Source organism: Promicromonospora sp. NPDC059942 (assembly GCF_042731755.1).
GTDB lineage: Bacteria > Actinomycetota > Actinomycetes > Actinomycetales > Cellulomonadaceae > Promicromonospora.
In genome coordinates, this window is the sequence record NZ_JBHWLR010000001.1 from 38,392 (window position 1) to 54,204 (window position 15,813).

10 protein-coding genes are annotated in these 15,813 nt (G+C 72.8%); 7 read left to right on the forward strand and 3 right to left on the reverse strand.

Annotated elements, in window-relative coordinates; translation table 11 throughout:
• Positions 1–118: 118 nt before the first annotated feature.
• The gene (gene pknB / locus ACFV9Q_RS00185) at positions 119–2,014 is read left to right on the forward strand and encodes a Stk1 family PASTA domain-containing Ser/Thr kinase (RefSeq protein WP_377232601.1); all 1,896 of its coding nucleotides are present in this window, start codon (positions 119–121) and stop codon (positions 2,012–2,014) included.
• A 72-nt stretch (positions 2,015–2,086) separates the two neighbouring features.
• On the opposite strand, the gene ACFV9Q_RS00190 is transcribed toward pknB, so the two are convergent.
• Both ACFV9Q_RS00190 and ACFV9Q_RS00195 read right to left on the reverse strand, forming a co-directional pair.
• Entirely contained in the window at positions 2,087–3,250 is a 1,164-nt protein-coding gene (locus ACFV9Q_RS00190; RefSeq protein WP_377232602.1) for a polyprenyl synthetase family protein, read from the reverse strand.
• A gap of 9 nt (positions 3,251–3,259) precedes the next feature.
• Positions 3,260–3,871, reverse strand: a complete 612-nt coding sequence (locus ACFV9Q_RS00195) for a hypothetical protein (RefSeq protein WP_377232603.1) — start codon at positions 3,869–3,871, stop codon at positions 3,260–3,262.
• Positions 3,872–4,068: 197 nt separating this feature from the next.
• On the opposite strand from ACFV9Q_RS00195, the gene ACFV9Q_RS00200 reads away from it, so the two are divergent.
• The 5 genes from ACFV9Q_RS00200 to ACFV9Q_RS00220 all read left to right on the forward strand — a co-directional run bounded on the left by ACFV9Q_RS00200 (position 4,069) and on the right by ACFV9Q_RS00220 (position 13,075).
• Positions 4,069–5,883, forward strand: coding sequence for a DUF4192 domain-containing protein (locus tag ACFV9Q_RS00200; protein WP_377232604.1), 1,815 nt, complete (start codon positions 4,069–4,071; stop codon positions 5,881–5,883).
• Between the two features lie 62 nt (positions 5,884–5,945).
• Positions 5,946–6,311, forward strand: a complete 366-nt coding sequence (locus tag ACFV9Q_RS00205) for a universal stress protein (RefSeq protein ID WP_377232605.1) — start codon at positions 5,946–5,948, stop codon at positions 6,309–6,311.
• Between the two features lie 596 nt (positions 6,312–6,907).
• Entirely contained in the window at positions 6,908–8,599 is a 1,692-nt protein-coding gene (locus tag ACFV9Q_RS00210) for an RNA polymerase sigma factor (RefSeq protein ID WP_377232606.1), read from the forward strand.
• A gap of 119 nt (positions 8,600–8,718) precedes the next feature.
• A complete protein-coding gene (locus tag ACFV9Q_RS00215; RefSeq protein ID WP_377232607.1) occupies positions 8,719–10,311 on the forward strand; it encodes a SpoIID/LytB domain-containing protein in 1,593 nt (530 codons plus the stop codon).
• 103 nt (positions 10,312–10,414) lie between these two features.
• Entirely contained in the window at positions 10,415–13,075 is a 2,661-nt protein-coding gene (locus ACFV9Q_RS00220; RefSeq protein ID WP_377232608.1) for a LamG-like jellyroll fold domain-containing protein, read from the forward strand.
• A 147-nt stretch (positions 13,076–13,222) separates the two neighbouring features.
• Here ACFV9Q_RS00220 and ACFV9Q_RS00225 read toward each other — a convergent pair whose 3' ends face one another.
• Entirely contained in the window at positions 13,223–13,429 is a 207-nt protein-coding gene (locus ACFV9Q_RS00225; RefSeq protein WP_020014335.1) for a hypothetical protein, read from the reverse strand.
• Between the two features lie 231 nt (positions 13,430–13,660).
• On the opposite strand from ACFV9Q_RS00225, the gene ACFV9Q_RS00230 reads away from it, so the two are divergent.
• The gene (locus ACFV9Q_RS00230; RefSeq protein WP_377232609.1) at positions 13,661–15,784 is read left to right on the forward strand and encodes a type IIA DNA topoisomerase subunit B; all 2,124 of its coding nucleotides are present in this window, start codon (positions 13,661–13,663) and stop codon (positions 15,782–15,784) included.
• Positions 15,785–15,813 lie beyond the last annotated feature (29 nt).

The window sequence follows — 15,813 nt, forward strand, 5'->3', positions numbered from 1 at the left end:
GGGAGAAGCCTAGGCGACGCGGCCCGGGCCCGTGACACGGCAACGATCCGGCAACGGCCCGCCGTCCGGTATGCGCGTTCCGGCCTGGCCGTGGGTGGTCACCCGTACACTCCCACCCGTGGCTCAGGTGACGGCAGACCCTCTCATCGGCCGCCTGGTCGACGGGCGGTACGAGATAGTCGCGCGCGTGGCGCGCGGAGGAATGGCCACGGTGTACCGCGCCCACGACACGCGGCTCAACCGTGAGATCGCCCTGAAGGTGATGCACCCGCACCTCGCCGAGGGGGACCAGGCCGCGAGCTTCCGGCAGCGGTTCGAGCGCGAGGCCCGGTCGGCCGCCGGCCTGCAGCACCACGGCGTCGTCGCCGTCTACGACCAGGGCACCGACGGCGACATGCGCTACCTGACCATGGAGTACGTGCCGGGTACCAACCTGCGCCAGCTCATCCGCGACGGCGACCTCACGCTGCGCCGCTCGTTCGCGATCCTCGACGTGGTGCTCTCCGCGCTCGCCGCCGCGCACGCCAAGGGGATCGTGCACCGCGACATCAAGCCGGAGAACGTGCTGCTGGAGGAGGGCACCGGGCGGCCCAAGGTGGCCGACTTCGGCCTGGCCCGCGCCATCTCCGAGGTGTCGAACACGACGACGGGCACGATCCTCGGCACGGTGGCCTACCTCGCGCCGGAGACCATCGCCACGGGCCACGTCGACGCGCGCGCCGACGTGTACGCCGTCGGGATCCTCGCGTTCGAGCTGTTCACCGGTCGCCTGCCGCACGAGGGGGAGGGGCCCATCCAGGTCGCGTTCGCGCACGTCAACACCGACGTGCCGCCCGTGAGCGCGTTCGCCGGCCACCTGGGCCGCCCGCTCGACGTCCTGGTCCGCGCGCTGACCGCGCGGGACCCGGACCGGCGCCCGCACGACGCCGCGGTGGCGCTCGACGCCCTGCGCAGCACGTTCCGGCAGATCCCGAACGAGGTGCTGGACATCCCCACGAAGGCGGCGCCGCCGCCGTCGTCCGCCGCGGTGAAGGCGGCGCGCACCGCGGTCGTGGAGCGGCCGCCGGCCGGCCAGTGGGCGGTGCCGCGGCAGCAGACGCCGCCGCCTCCGCCGCCGCCCGCGCCCCGGCCGCGCCGCGCCGGCAAGATCCTGCTCGGCATCGCGCTGGTCGCGGTCCTGTTCAGCGCCTGGTGGTACACGCAGTACGGCCCGGGCGCCTACGCGGTGGTCCCCGACGGCGTGGTGGGCGTGGCCGTGGCCCAGGCCGAGGAGGCGCTGAACGAGGCCGGCCTGACGTCGAAGAACGTGAAGCAGCACGACTCGGACGTGCCCGAGGGCGAGGTCATCTCGGTGGCCCCCGACGAGGGGCGGCGCTCGCTGCGCGACGAGCCCGTGCGCCTGGTGGTCTCGCTCGGGCCGGAGGTGGCCGAGGTGCCGGCGGGGCTGGTGGGCATGACCGAGGAGCAGGCCCGCGCGGCGCTGCGCGACGTCGGCCTCGTCGACGTCGAGGTCTCGCGGGAGTACTCCGCCGACGTGGCGCGCGACCAGGTCATCTGGGCCTCCGTGCGCGACGGCGGCACCGTCCCGACCGACGAGACCGTGCGGCTCACCGTCTCCGACGGGCCCCCGCCGGTGACCGTGCCGGAGCTGACGGGCCTGTCCGCGGCCGAGGCCGAGGACGCGCTGGCCGCCCAGGGGTTCGACGTCGCCCGGGAGGACAAGTTCGACAAGAAGGCCGAGGCCGGGACCGTGATCCGGACCCAGCCGGGCGGGGGCAAGGGCGCCGAGCCGGGCAGCACCGTCACGATCGTGGTGAGCATGGGCGCCCAGGGCACCGTGCCCGACGTCGTCGGGATGTCCGTCGAGGACGCCCAGGCCCTGCTCGACGAGGCCGGCTACACGTCGACGGTGCGCGGGTTCGGCGAGCTGTTCGACGAGGGTGTCAAGGAGACCGAGCCCGTGGCGGGGGAGAAGCTGAAGAAGGGCGAAGAGGTCACCATCTGGACCTGGTGAGCTGGACCTGGTGAGCCGGGCCTGGTGAGCCGGGGCTCGGTGTGAGGCTGGGCTGGACTGGGCCGGTGAGGCTCAGGCCGTCCGGTCGACCGCCGCGTGGGCCAGGTCGGTGAGCAGGCCGCGGCCGGGCTCCGCCAGGTCTGCCAGGTCCAGCAGCGCGTGGCCGCGCACGGCGAGGTCGGCGATGAGCTGCTCGACGGCGTCCAGCGCGCCGGAGCCGACGATGACCTCGCGCACCCGCGCCACGTCGTCGTCGGACAGGTCGGGGTTGCCGAGCGCGGCGACCAGGACGGCCGCCTCGGGGCCGTCGGCGTCGGGCAGCAGCGCCAGGGTGCGGGCCACGACCACCGTGCGCTTGCCCTCGCGCAGGTCGTCACCGGCGGGCTTGCCCGTGACGGCCGGATCGCCGAAGACGCCCAGCACGTCGTCGCGGAGCTGGAACGCCTCGCCCAGCGGCTTGCCCGCCGCCTCGATCCCGGCCGCCGCCTGCGGGCCCGCGCCGGCCAGCAGCGCCCCCAGGGCGAGCGGGGCGGCCACGGAGTAGCTCGCGGTCTTGGCGCGCAGCACGTTCCGGGCGCGCTCCTCGTCGGCGGCGGGGTCCTGGCCCCACGGCTCCGCCTGGACCAGGACGTCGAGGAACTGGCCCACCACCACCTCGCTCTGCATCGCGTCGAAGCGGGCGCGGGTCGCCTCGGCGACGTCCGCGGGCAGCGGCGCGAGTGCCGCCGACAGCTCGCGCTGGGCGGCCAGGAGCACCAGGTCGCCGATCAGGATGGCGGCGGAGTCGCCGAACCGCACCGGCTCGCCGGCCCAGGCCGCGACGGCGTGCTTCGCGGCGAACGCGCGGTGCGCCGTCGGGCGGCCGCGGCGGGTGTCGGAGTTGTCCATCACGTCGTCGTGCAGCAGGGCCGCGGCCTGGAACAGCTCGAGCGCGGCGCCCACCCGGACCGTCGCGATGCGGGCGGGGTCGGCCGGGTCGGCGGAACCGCCGTGCGCGCGGAACGACCAGTAGCAGAACGCGGCCCGCAGCCGCTTGCCGCCCGCGAGCAGCCCGGCGGCCTCCTCGACCATGGCCTCGGCGCTCGGGCTGATCGCCCCGACCTCGGCCGCCAGCCGGGCGAGGTGGGCGCTCACGGCGGCGTCGACGTCGCCGCGGAGATGCTCGGCGTCGACGAGGGCGGCGGGGTTCAGGGGGGTGGGGCTCAGAGCGGTGGGACGGGCAGGTGAGACGGGCACGGCACCAGCCTATGGGGTGCGGACGGTGCCGCTGATCGAGCCGAGGCGGCGCTCGCCGTCGTCGAGCACGCCCACCACGAGCGACTCCTGCACCTCGCCCGACTTCTCCTTCGTGATGCGCAGGAACGCGGTCTGGGCGGTGAGGCCGCTCGCGTCCGGCGCGTCGATGCGCCGGAAACCCTGCGCCGTGAGGATCTTCTCGGCCTGCTTGATCACCTGGTCCGTCGGCCGGCTCGACGACAGGTTGAGCGTGACCTGGGTCATCGGGACGCCCTTGGTCTTCGACCCCTTCGACCCCGCGGCCGCGGGCACGGGCTGCGCCGACGAGGCGAGCAGCGTCGCGTCGTCGGGCATCGGGAACAGCTCGGGCGGGAAGCCCTGCGCGTAGGTGGCCACCGCGGACGACGGGTCGAAGGTCGGCAGATCGGTGGGTCCGCCGGTCGCGGTGCTGCTCGGGCCTGGGCTGGCAGTGCCGCCCGTGGTGGTGTCGTCCGTGGTGCTGCCGGTGGTGCTGCCCGCCGCGGACTGCTCGGTCCCGGCGCCGCACCCCGTGGCGGCGAGCGCCAGCCCGACGGCGGCGGCGAGCGCGGCCGTGCGGCGGGCTGTGGCGAAGCGGGGCACGTCGCACACCGTAGCCGTACGGGCCCGGGTGACGACAGCGTGCGGTGTTCGGTGGTGATGCGCGTGCCGTCATGAGCGTGCGTGATGAGACCGTCGGGACGGGGCGGTGCGGGAGCGAGCGCGACCACAGGAAGCGCGTTGTCCACACGGCCCGCCCGGGCGCGCAGCGGCCCCGCCGGCGGGCTGAGATCGTCCACATGAACCCCGACAACGGCACGGACCGGGACGGCGTCCCGAACGACAACTCCGCGTATGCCTGCCCTGCTCATGCCGGCCCTGCCTCTGCCAGCCCTGCCTCTGCCAGCCCTGCCTCTGCCAGCCCTGCGTACGGCGGCCCCGCCAACGACAACTCCCGTCGCGACCTCCCGGGGAACGCCATCCCCGGGTACGGCATCTCCCCGGACGACCTCCGCCGGACGGCGGTCCCGAACCCCCGACAGGTCTCTAGCGCTGTACAGGTCCCGAACGCTCTGGTGGTCCGCGTCGCCGGGCCGGAGGACCTCCTCGCCTACGTCCCGTACCGGCTCGGTTTCGAGCCCGTCGAGTCCGCGGTGGTGGTGAGTCTGACCGGCCCCCGCCAGCGGGTCGGGCTCGTGGCCCGGGTCGACCTGGGCGACCTCCGCCTGCGCCGTCCGGGCGACCCCGACGGTCCCGACGGCGCGGCCACGGCCCGCTGGCTCGCCGACCACGTAGTGGCGGACGGTGCGGACCGCGCCGTCGTGGTGCTGTACACCGCCACGGACGTCACGGCGCCGTCCGGTGCCGCACGGCGCGCGGCGGACCTGCTCCGGGCGCGGCTCGACCGGCGGCTCCCGGGGACCGAGGTCTGGCTCGTGACGCCGACGGGTTTCCGGGCGCTCGACTGCGCCGACCCCATGTGCTGCCCCGCGCAGGGCCGGCCGCTGTCCGCGCTCCAGGGCACCCGCGTCGCCGCCCACATGGTCCTGGAGGGCCGCACCGTGGCCGGCACCCGCGAGGAGCGGTACACCCTGCGGGCCGCGCCGGAGGGTGCCCGCACGCAGGCGCGGCGGGCCGCGGCGCGCTGGACCGACACCTACCGCCGGCTGCTGAGCCGGACCAGGTTCCCGGGCGGTGGCGGCCCGGTCGGCGGTCCCGTCGCAGGCGCTGCATTCGGCCTGCGGCCGGCCGGGAACACCGCCGGAACCTCCGCCGGAGGCACGGCCAGCAGCACAGCCGGCAGCACGGCCAGGGGCGCGGCCCGGACCGCGGCCGCAAGCCCCGCCGGGGGCACCGCCCGGAGTGTCGCCCGGAGCGCCGGCCGAGGCATCGCCGTGCGGGCCGAGCAGGTCGCGCAGGCCGAACGGGCGCTCGCCGACTGGGGAGCGGAGAGCCTGGGCCTGTGGCGCGCCGCGGTGCGGGCCACGGCGCGCGCGACGCCCGGGGAACGCGTGCCGCTCTCCCCGGTGGACCTGGGCAAGATCGGCGCGGCGCTCGCGGACACGCCCGTCCGGGACGCGGTGCTGCTCAGCCTCGTGCCGGGCACGGCGGAGACGGCGCTCCGCACCGCGCGGCGGGAGGCCGACGGCGACACGGACCGGTCCACCGGAGCGGTCATGGCGCAGATCGTCGACCCGCAACGGGGCATCCCGCCCGACGAGGACATCACCCGGCCGGCCCGCGCCGTGCTGGAGGCCGTGGTCAGGCACGTGCCCCGGAACCGGAGGGCCCCGGCGTACCTGCTGCTGGCGCTCGTGGCCTGGTGGCACGGCGACGGTGGGCTGGCGACCGAGCGGGTGTCGGACGCGCTGGGGGTGGACCCGGACTACCGGCTCGCGCTCCTGCTGCGCAGCGCGATCGTCGGGGGTGTCCCGCCGGGCTGGGTGCGGCGGGAGCAGGCCCTGTTCCACGGCGACTCCCGGAGTGACTCCCGCAGCGATTCCCGCGGTGACGCCCGCGCCGACGCCTGCGCCGATTCAGGTGCCGATTCTTGCGCCGATTCGTCAGGCGACCCTCGCGGCGACGGCGGTTCGGACGCGATGGCTGCCGTGTGAGTGCGGTGCGAGCGCCGTGTGCGGCATCGACCGGGCCGCGGTGTGGGGTAGCGTCGGCTGACATGACGATCGTCGTCGGCCACCTCGCCACGTCCGAGGGCCGTGAGGCCCTCAGCACCGCTGTCACCGAGGCCCGGGAGCGCAGTGCCCCGCTGGTCGTCGTCACGAGCGGGAAGCGTCCCGTCGGCGAGTGCCAGGCCGAGCTCGACGAGCTCGCGAGCGGCCCGGCGGCCGGTCTCGACGTGCGCGTCGAGGAGGGCACCGGCGATCTCGCCGAGGACTTGATCCGTGCTGCCACGAGGACCGGCGCCGAGCTGATCGTGATCGGCCTGCGCAAGCGCAGCCCCGTCGGCAAGCTCATCCTCGGCGCGGGTGCGCAGCGGATCCTCGTCGAGGCGCCGTGCCCGGTGCTCGCCGTCAAGGTCTGAGTTCGCGACGCCTGATCCCGCGGGCGTCCAGTCCCGCGGCGTTCGATCTGCTTGCGGGTGATCCTGCGGCGACTGATCCTGCCGGCGACTGATCCGGCCGCGACTGATCCGGCTGAACGGATCCGGCGGCGTTGGCCCGGGCGGCGTTGGCCCGGGCGGCGTCGGCTCAGTCGGCCGCGGGTGAGCTGCGGGTGATCCCGAGGCGACCTTCGATCAGGTCCGGACCCGGTCGGTCGTCCGGGTCTCGACCAGGTCGAGGCCGGCCCTGACCAGGTGCGTCAGGCCATGATCGGGTCCAGCGCTGCCGGACCGCCGGCCTGGGCCCGGTCCCACGCCTGGTCTCGCGCCTGGTCCAGGACGGATTCGCCGCAGATTCGCCGAACTGGGAATGGTGCGGGGGTGCCAGTCGTTGACTCTTGGCACGCGAAATCAGAAACCCCGTGGGATGGTCCCGCCCGACGTGACTTCGCACTGACTTTGCCCATATCACCGCGTTCGTCGCGGGGTACAGGGAGGCCGACGGTACAATATATATGTTCGCCGGCGGAAGAAGAAGGTCCAGTGACGGCCCCGCCGGCGGTACACCGCCCCCTCGAATGCCGAAAGGTCGGTTTGTGGCGCCCACTCCGCTGAAAGCCCCCCAGGACACCGCTCCTGTCCCTGCACGCGACAACCTGCCCCGTGAGTTCGAGCATCCTGCCTTGCAGGAGCTCCTCGCTCGCGGTGCCGCCGACGGCTCGGTCGACGCCGAGAACTTCCGGCGTGCATGCGAGACGGCGCAGGTCGGTGACGCCAAGCGGCTGAAGGCGGTGCTGCGCGCACTGGCCAACGCCGGTGTGCAGGTGGGGCTCCCTACTGTTACCAAGGTGGCCGCGGCGTCGGCCACCCGTTCCACAGCGGTCGCCGCCAAGGCGCCCGCCGACGAGGCGGAGGCCTCCGCGAAGCCGGCCCGGCGCACCCGGGCGACGGCGGCGAAGACCACGACCGCCAAGAAGTCGACTCCGGCGCGCTCCACGGCGAAGCCGAAGGACGACGACGAGATGCCCGACGACGTCGATCTCGAGTTCGACGACGTCGACGAAGATGATGACGAGGCAACGACGAGCACGCGCAAGAAGCCGGCGGCGAAGGCCGGCGCGAAGAAGCCTGCTGCTCGGGGCAAGTCGAAGTACGACAACATCGAGCCCGACGGCGTCGCCGTCGAGGACCCCGAGGACGAGACCGACTCCGGTCCCGAGACCGTCACCAAGACGACTCGCGGCCGAGCCGGCAAGACGGCCAAGGAAGGTGACGAGAGCTCCGGCTTCGTCGTCTCCGACCGGGACGACGACGACCAGCCCGCACAGCAGGTCGTCACCGCCGGTGCCACGGCCGACCCGGTCAAGGACTACCTGAAGCAGATCGGCAAGGTCGCGCTGCTGAACGCGGAGCAGGAGGTCGAGCTCGCGAAGCGCATCGAGGCCGGCCTGTTCGCGGAGGAGCGCCTTGCCACGACGGAGTTCGACCGGAACGACAAGGACCAGCGCCGCTTCGAGCGCGACCTCAAGTGGATCGCGCACGACGGCAAGCGGGCCAAGAACCACCTGCTGGAGGCCAACCTCCGCCTCGTGGTCTCGCTCGCCAAGCGCTACACGGGCCGCGGCATGCTGTTCCTGGACCTGATCCAGGAGGGCAACCTCGGTCTGATCCGTGCGGTCGAGAAGTTCGACTACACCAAGGGCTACAAGTTCTCGACCTACGCGACCTGGTGGATCCGGCAGGCGATCACGCGTGCCATGGCCGACCAGGCCCGCACCATCCGCATCCCGGTGCACATGGTCGAGGTCATCAACAAGCTGGCCCGCGTCCAGCGCCAGATGCTCCAGGACCTGGGCCGCGAGCCCACGCCGGAGGAGCTGGCCAAGGAGCTGGACATGACCCCCGAGAAGGTGGTCGAGGTCCAGAAGTACGGCCGCGAGCCCATCTCGCTGAGCACCCCGCTCGGCGAGGACGGCGACAGCGAGTTCGGTGACCTCATCGAGGACTCCGAGGCCGTCGTCCCCGCGGACGCCGTGTCGTTCACGCTGCTCCAGGAGCAGCTGCACCAGGTTCTCGACACCCTCTCGGAGCGTGAGGCCGGCGTGGTCTCCATGCGGTTCGGCCTGCAGGACGGCCAGCCCAAGACGCTCGACGAGATCGGCAAGGTCTACGGCGTGACGCGCGAGCGCATCCGGCAGATCGAGTCCAAGACGATGTCGAAGCTGCGCCACCCCTCGCGGTCGCAGGTGCTGCGCGACTACCTCGACTGACCGCGAACGACTGGGCGCGATCTACCCAGCCCCGGGCGACGACCCGGGACCGACGCCGGGCGGGTGAACTTCTTCGGAAGGTCACCCGCCCGGCGTCTTCGTATGGGAGCGTGCCCGATGTGTCCCCATCGATCAGCGCCGCTCCCGGAGCACGACGTGTCCGGACGCTCGCGGCAGTCCTCGTCACGTTTCTCACCGCCACGTTCCTCACGGTCGGCCTGTCCGCCGTCCCCGCCGCCGCGGCGGGGTACACGCTGACGGCGTCCGGCACGGCCACGACCACGGCGGCCACCGCCAAGACGCTCTCGGTGGTCTACCGCTACAACGGCGCCGCCCGGAAGAACGCGTCGGTGGCCGTCCAGCAGTACCGGGACGGCGCCTGGGTCCGGATCAAGACCGTGACCACGGGCTCGACCGGCAAGGCGACGACGTCGGTGAAGCCGTCCGCCACCACCAAGTACCGTTTCAAGACGGTCAATGCCACCAGCGCCACCCTCACGGTGACGGTCGTGCCGGGTTCGTGGGCGATCGCCGGCTCGGGCAACGGGCACGGCGTGGGCATGGCGCAGTACGGCGCCTACCAGATGGCGCGCACCGGGAGCACGGCGGCGCAGATCCTGGGGTACTACTACCCGGGCGCGACCGTGGGCACCGCCGCCAACCCGCTGACGTCGATCGACGTCCAGGTGCTGGGCAAGGCGGCCGACCCGGCCACCACCACGATCAGCCTGTCCGCGGGCTCGTGGCGGCTGCTCGACGGCGCGCAGGCGCAGCTCGCCACCGGCACGTCGGCCCGCAAGCTCTCGATCGCCCGGACCACGGCGGGCGTGACCGCCAAGATCACCGAGAACGGCACGGTGCGCCAGACGATCAGCGCCCGCCGCACGCTCTTTCTCGAGTGGACGGGCACCGACTACTGGACGGGTACCCCCGGCACCGTGACCGTCTCCGGGGCGCAGGGCAGCTACCGGCACGGCCGCCTGCGGCTCACCAGCCCCAACCCGCGGCCCAACGTGGTCAACCAGGTGGTCCTCAACGACGAGTACCTCTACGGGCTCGACGAGATGCCGTCCCTGTGGGGCACCAGCGGCTACGGCGGCGCCGCCGCGCTCCAGGCGCAGGCGATCGTCGCGCGCAACTACGCCGTCCTGGCCAAGACCGCGGGCCTGAAGACCTCGTGCGACTGCCACCTCTACGACGACACGAGCAGCCAGAACTACACCGGCTGGAAGAAGGAGGGCGGCGAGGCGGGCTCGACGTGGCGCGCCGCCGTCGACGCGACCCGGCAGGACGCCGCCTCGACCGTCTCGATCGTGCGCAACCCCGCCGGCGGGATCGCCGAGACGCCGTACTTCGCCTCGACCGGCCGCGGCGGCAGCTACTCCGGCACCACGAACAACCAGGACGCGTTCGGCACCGCCGCGCAGTCCCACCTCGCGCACGTCGCCGACCCCTACTCGGCGCAGGCGCCGGGCAACCCGAACACCTCCTGGACCGGGACGCTCACGCAGACGAAGGCGAAGGCCGTCTTCGACCTGGCCTGGGTCAAGTCCGTCAAGGTCACGGCCCGCTACTCCAGCGGCCAGATCAAGACGATGCAGGCGGTCTCGGTCCAGGGCACCACCCGGAACCTGACCAAGACGGCGGAGGGGTGGCGCACGACGCTCGGGTTCCGGGCCTCGTGGGCGGACACGGTGACGGCGCGGAAGTGAGCTGAATGTGGGGTAGGCGGCGCGACAGCCGGACGTTACGGTAGCCCCTGGCAACGATGCCTCCGTGTTGCCGACCGTGTTCGGGACCAGAAAGGTGACGCCGATGTCGCTAGCAAGGTCGCACCGCAGCCCGTCGTCCGCCCACCCCGCACCAGCCGACGCCCCACCTCGTGCAGGCCGTCGTCCCACCCGTCAGGCGAGCCGCCGCACCCGACGTCGCCTCGGCGCGGCGTTCGCGGCCCTGGCCACGAGCGCCGTGCTCGCCGTCGTACCGGGGACGGCCGCTCCGGCCGCCACCCCGGAAGCGAGCCCGGCTGCCGGTCAGGCGACGTGGCCGGTCACCGACGCCCACCTGCCCACCCCGTGGACGCAGGACGTGACGCCCGACAACGCGCTGCCGGAGTACCCACGGCCGCAGCTCACGCGCGACCGCTGGGAGAACCTCAACGGCCTGTGGGAGTTCGCGGGAGCGGCCGAGGGCGAGGCCCCGCCGTTCGGCGAGACGCTCGCCGAGGAGATCCTGGTGCCCTACCCGACGGAGTCGGAGCTGTCGGGCGTCGACCGGCACGAGGACCACATGTGGTACCGCCGCACGGTCGAGGTCCCGGCGTCCTGGCGCACCGGCGGCCAGCGCGTGGTGCTCAACTTCGGCGCCGTGGACCACACGGCCACCGTCTGGGTCAACGGGCAGGAGGTGGCCCACCACGAGGGCGGCTACGGCCGGTTCTCCGCGGACGTCACCGACGCCCTGACGGCGTCGGGCCCGCAGGAGGTGCTGGTCGGGGTCGCCGACCGCACGGACGCGACCTGGCAGCCCGTCGGCAAGCAGCGCAACGTCCCGGACCGCGGCATCTTCTACGAGGGCGCTTCCGGGATCTGGCAGACCGTCTGGATGGAGCCGGTCGCCGCGAGCCACGCCACGAGGCTCGACATGACCACCGACGTCGACACCAGCACCCTGACGCTCACCGTCGAGGGCAGCGCGCCGGCCGACGGCCGGCAGGTCGACGTCGTCGTCCGCGCGAGCAGCACGAAGGGCAGCGCCGTCGCGAAGGGCAAGGCCGGCAAGGGCAAGGCCGTGGCCCAGGCGGCCGGGACCGTGGGCGACGCGATCTCGGTACGCGTGCCCCGCGCCCACCTGTGGACGCCGGACGACCCGTACCTCTACGACCTGGAGGTCCGCGTCCGCGACGCGCGCGGCAAGGTCGTCGACACGGTCGGCTCGTACTTCGGCATGCGCGAGATCGGGATCGCGCCGGGCGCGGACGGGCGCAACCGCGTCACGCTCAACGGCGAGGTCGTCTTCCTGCTCTCCACGCTCGACCAGGGCTACTGGCCGGACGGCATCTACACCGCGCCGACCGACGAGGCGCTCGCGTTCGACCTGGAGCAGCACAAGGAGCTGGGTTTCAACACGGTGCGCAAGCACATCAAGGTGGAGCCGGACCGCTGGTTCTACCACGCCGACCGGCTCGGCCTGCTGGTGTGGCAGGACATGCCGGCGATGAAGCCCGGCCGTCCGCCGGTCGAGGCGCAGGAGCGGTTCGAGCGCGAGCTGCACGAGATGGTCGACCAGAACTCGAGCTGGACCTCGGTGATCGGCTGGGTGCCCTTCAACGAGGGCTGGGGCGAGTGGTCCCAGGAGGCGACCGGGCGGATCGCCCGTGAGGTCAAGGCGCAGGACCCGACCCGGCTCGTCGACGCGCACTCCGGCGTCAACTGCTGCGACTCGCTGGGGGACAGCGGCGCGGGCGACGTCATCGACTGGCACCAGTACGTGGGCCCGGCCCAGCCGGTCCCGGACGCCACGCGCGCCTCGATCGACGGCGAGCACGGCGGGTTCGGCCTCGAGGTGGACGGCCACATGTGGTTCGAGGACGGCCACGCCTACGAGATGACGCCCGACGTCGCCACCCTCACCCGGCGCTACGTCGAGAACCAGGAGGACGTGCTCACCGCCGCGCAGCAGTGCGGCATCAGCGGGTCGATCTACACGCAGATCACGGACGTCGAGCACGAGGTCAACGGCTTCTTCACCTACGACCGGCAGGTCGAGAAGATGGACTTCGGGCAGGTGCGTGCGGTGAACGACTCGATCATCGAGGGCGCGGACGGCTCGGGCGCGGAGCCGCCCGTCGTCGACCCCGGGACGCCCGGCCTGGCCGGGGTGCACGCGTGGGGCCTCGACGAGGGTGCGGGCACCGTGGCCGCGGACGGCGTCGGCGATGCCGACGCGACGCTGGCGGGCACCACCTGGACCGATGGCGTGACGGGCGGCGCCCTGTCCTTCGACGGCGCCGGCGAGGCCGACACGGGGCGGACGCTGGTGCGCACCGACGGCTCGTACAGCGTCTCGGCGTGGGCTCGGCTGGACGTGGCCGACGGCGGTTTCCAGACCGTCGTCAGCCAAGACACCGGCGGCAACAGCGCGTTCTTCCTGCAGTACTCGGGGCAGGACCAGCGCTGGGCGATGAGCTTCGTGGGTGCGCGTGCGCTGTCGCCGACCAAGCCGGAGCCGGGCCGCTGGTACCACCTGACGGGCGTGCGCGACGCCGCGACGGGCGAGCTGTCGCTCTACGTGGACGGTGAGCGGGTCGCGACGAGGAACGTCTGCACCGCGCCGGAGACGCAGGGGTCGCTCGTGATCGGCCGCGGCCAGTACGGCGGCAACGAGGTCGACCACCTGCGCGGTGACGTCGACGACGTCCGGGTCTTCGACCGGGCGCTGACCGCCGAGGAGGTCGCGCAGCTCGCCGCGGGCTGAGGCGGCGGGCCTGACGCCCTGCGGATCTGTCCCGACATGAGTCGGGCCCGGACATGACGACGCCGGCGGTGGGTCACCCTTCGGGGTGGCTCACCGCCGGCGGCGGTCTGTCGGCGTCTGTGGTCCGGTGGTCGTCCGGCCTGGGTGTCAGGCCTGGCCGTGCTCCGCGTGGAGCCGGTCGGTCTCGTCCTGGACATGGGTGGCGACGTCCGCGTAGGCGGACGCGTGTGCGCGCGCGTGGTGGCCGCAGAAGAGCAGCTCGCCCACGGGCAGAACGACGCGCACGTAGGCCTGCGCGCCGCAGCGGTCGCAGCGGTCGAGGGCGGTGAGCGGTTCGGTCGTCAAGGTCGTCACATCTCCATCCAACCATTCGCTCGCGCGGTTCATGCCGGCCCGGGTGGGCGGTTCGCTGCGAGCATAGCGGCGTCGCTCACACTTCTGGTCCCCTTCCGCCCCCAATTGCGCTGAAAGGGTAATTTCCGTCATCGGGTGAAAACCGGCGTCACACGGCCGTTCGCAGGGCGTTCGCGTCGCGTCACGGGGTGCCTGACGTGGGTTGTCGGTGACCTCGTCTACGCTGTCGCCGTGACCGCAACGTCCGAGTCGTACACCGCTCGCCACCTGTCCGTCCTCGAGGGCCTCGAGGCGGTTCGTAAGCGTCCCGGTATGTACATCGGGACCACCGACTCCCGTGGCCTGATGCACTGCCTCTGGGAAGTCATCGACAACTCCGTCGACGAGGCCCTGGGCGGCCACGCCACGAAGATCGGGGTCGTGCTGCACGCCGACACCTCGGTGACCGTCTCGGACGACGGGCGCGGCATCCCTGTCGACATCGAGCCAAAGACGGGCCTGAGCGGCGTCGAGGTGGTCTACACCAAGCTGCACGCGGGCGGTAAGTTCGGCGGCGGCTCCTACCAGGCGTCCGGTGGTCTGCACGGCGTCGGCGCCTCCGTGGTGAACGCGCTGTCCTCGCGCCTCGACGTCGAGGTGGACCGCGGCGGCAAGACGCACCGCATGACCTTCCACCGGGGCGAGCCGGGCACGTTCGCCGACCCGGCCTCGGGCCCGAGCCCGGACGCGGCGTTCCACCCCTTCGTGGACCACTCCGAGCTCGGCGTGGTCGGCAAGGTGCCGCGCGGCCGCACCGGCACGCGCGTGCGCTACTGGGCCGACCGGCAGATCTTCCCCAAGTCCGCGGTGTTCAGCTACGACGAGCTGGTCACCCGCGTCCGGCAGACCACGTTCCTGGTGCCGGGCCTCGAGATCGTGGTGCGGGACGAGCGCGGCCTGGCCGGCACGCCGGGCGAGAACGGCCCGCACGAGGAGTCCTTCAAGCACACCGGCGGCGCGGCCGACTTCGTGGAGTTCCTGGCCCCCGACTCGCCCGTCACGGCGACGTGGGTGCTGCAGGGCTCGGGCAGCTTCACCGAGACGGTGCCGGTGCTGGACGAGCGCGGCCACATGTCGCCGCGCGAGGTGCAGCGCGAGTGCGAGGTCGACATCGCGCTGCGCTGGGGCACGGGCTATGACACCGAGGTGCGCTCGTTCGTCAACATCATCTCGACCCCCAAGGGCGGCACGCACCTGACGGGCTTCGAGCAGGGACTGCTCAAGGTGATCCGCAAGGGCGTGGAGACCAACGCCCGCAAGCTGAAGGTCTCCACCAAGGACGGCGCGGAGCGCATCGAGAAGGACGACGTGCTCGCGGGCCTCACGGCCGTGGTCACCGTCCGTCTCGCGGAGCCGCAGTTCGAGGGCCAGACCAAGGAGGTGCTGGGCACCGGCCCGGTGCGCCAGATCGTCTCCCGCGTCGTCGAGAAGGAGATCCAGGCCCGCCTGACCTCCGCGACGCGCGACGGCAAGACCCAGGCCTCGCTGCTCCTGGACAAGATCGTCGCCGAGATGCGCGCCCGCATCACGGCCCGCAAGCAGAAGGAGATCTCGCGCCGCAAGAACGCGCTGGAGACCTCGTCGCTGCCGGCCAAGCTGGCGGACTGCCGCTCGAACGACGTGGACCGCTCCGAGCTGTTCATCGTCGAGGGCGACAGCGCGCTCGGCACCGCCAAGCTGGCCCGGTCCAGCGACTTCCAGGCGCTGCTGCCGATCCGCGGCAAGATCCTGAACGTCCAGAAGGCGTCGATCAGCGACATGCTCCGCAACGCGGAGTGCGCGGCCATCATCCAGGTGCTCGGCGCGGGCTCCGGCCGGTCCTTCGACATCGAGGCCGCGCGCTACGGCAAGATCATCATGATGACCGACGCCGACGTGGACGGCGCGCACATCCGCACCCTCCTGCTGACCCTCTTCTACCGCTACATGAAGCCGATGGTGGAGGCCGGCCGGGTGTTCGCGGCGGTGCCCCCGCTGCACCGGGTCGAGGTGATCGGCAACGGCCGGCGCAAGAACGAGTACATCTACACGTACTCCGAGGCCGAGCTGGGTGTCACGCTGAAGAAGCTCGACCGGGCGGGCCGGCGCTACAAGCCGGACATCCAGCGGTACAAGGGCCTGGGCGAGATGGACGCCGACCAGCTCGCGGAGACCACGATGGACCCGCGCCACCGCACGCTGCGCCGCGTGACCGCGGAGCACGCCGAGGCGGCCGAGCGGGCCTTCGAGCTGCTCATGGGCACCGACGTGGCGCCGCGCAAGGAGTTCCTCATCGCGGGGGCCGCCGAGCTCGACCGGTCCCGGATCGACGCCTGAGATCGACGCCGGGATCGACGCCTGAGACG

Bases quoted from the DNA above. Each gene is read 5' to 3' on its own strand.
- ACFV9Q_RS00200 (WP_377232604.1), top strand. From the start codon at position 4,069: ATGAACCCCGACAACGGCACGGACCGGGACGGCGTCCCGAACGACAAC.
- ACFV9Q_RS00205 (WP_377232605.1), top strand. From the start codon at position 5,946: ATGACGATCGTCGTCGGCCACCTCGCCACGTCCGAGGGCCGTGAGGCC.
- ACFV9Q_RS00210 (WP_377232606.1), top strand. From the start codon at position 6,908: ATGCCGAAAGGTCGGTTTGTGGCGCCCACTCCGCTGAAAGCCCCCCAG.
- ACFV9Q_RS00220 (WP_377232608.1), top strand. From the start codon at position 10,415: ATGTCGCTAGCAAGGTCGCACCGCAGCCCGTCGTCCGCCCACCCCGCA.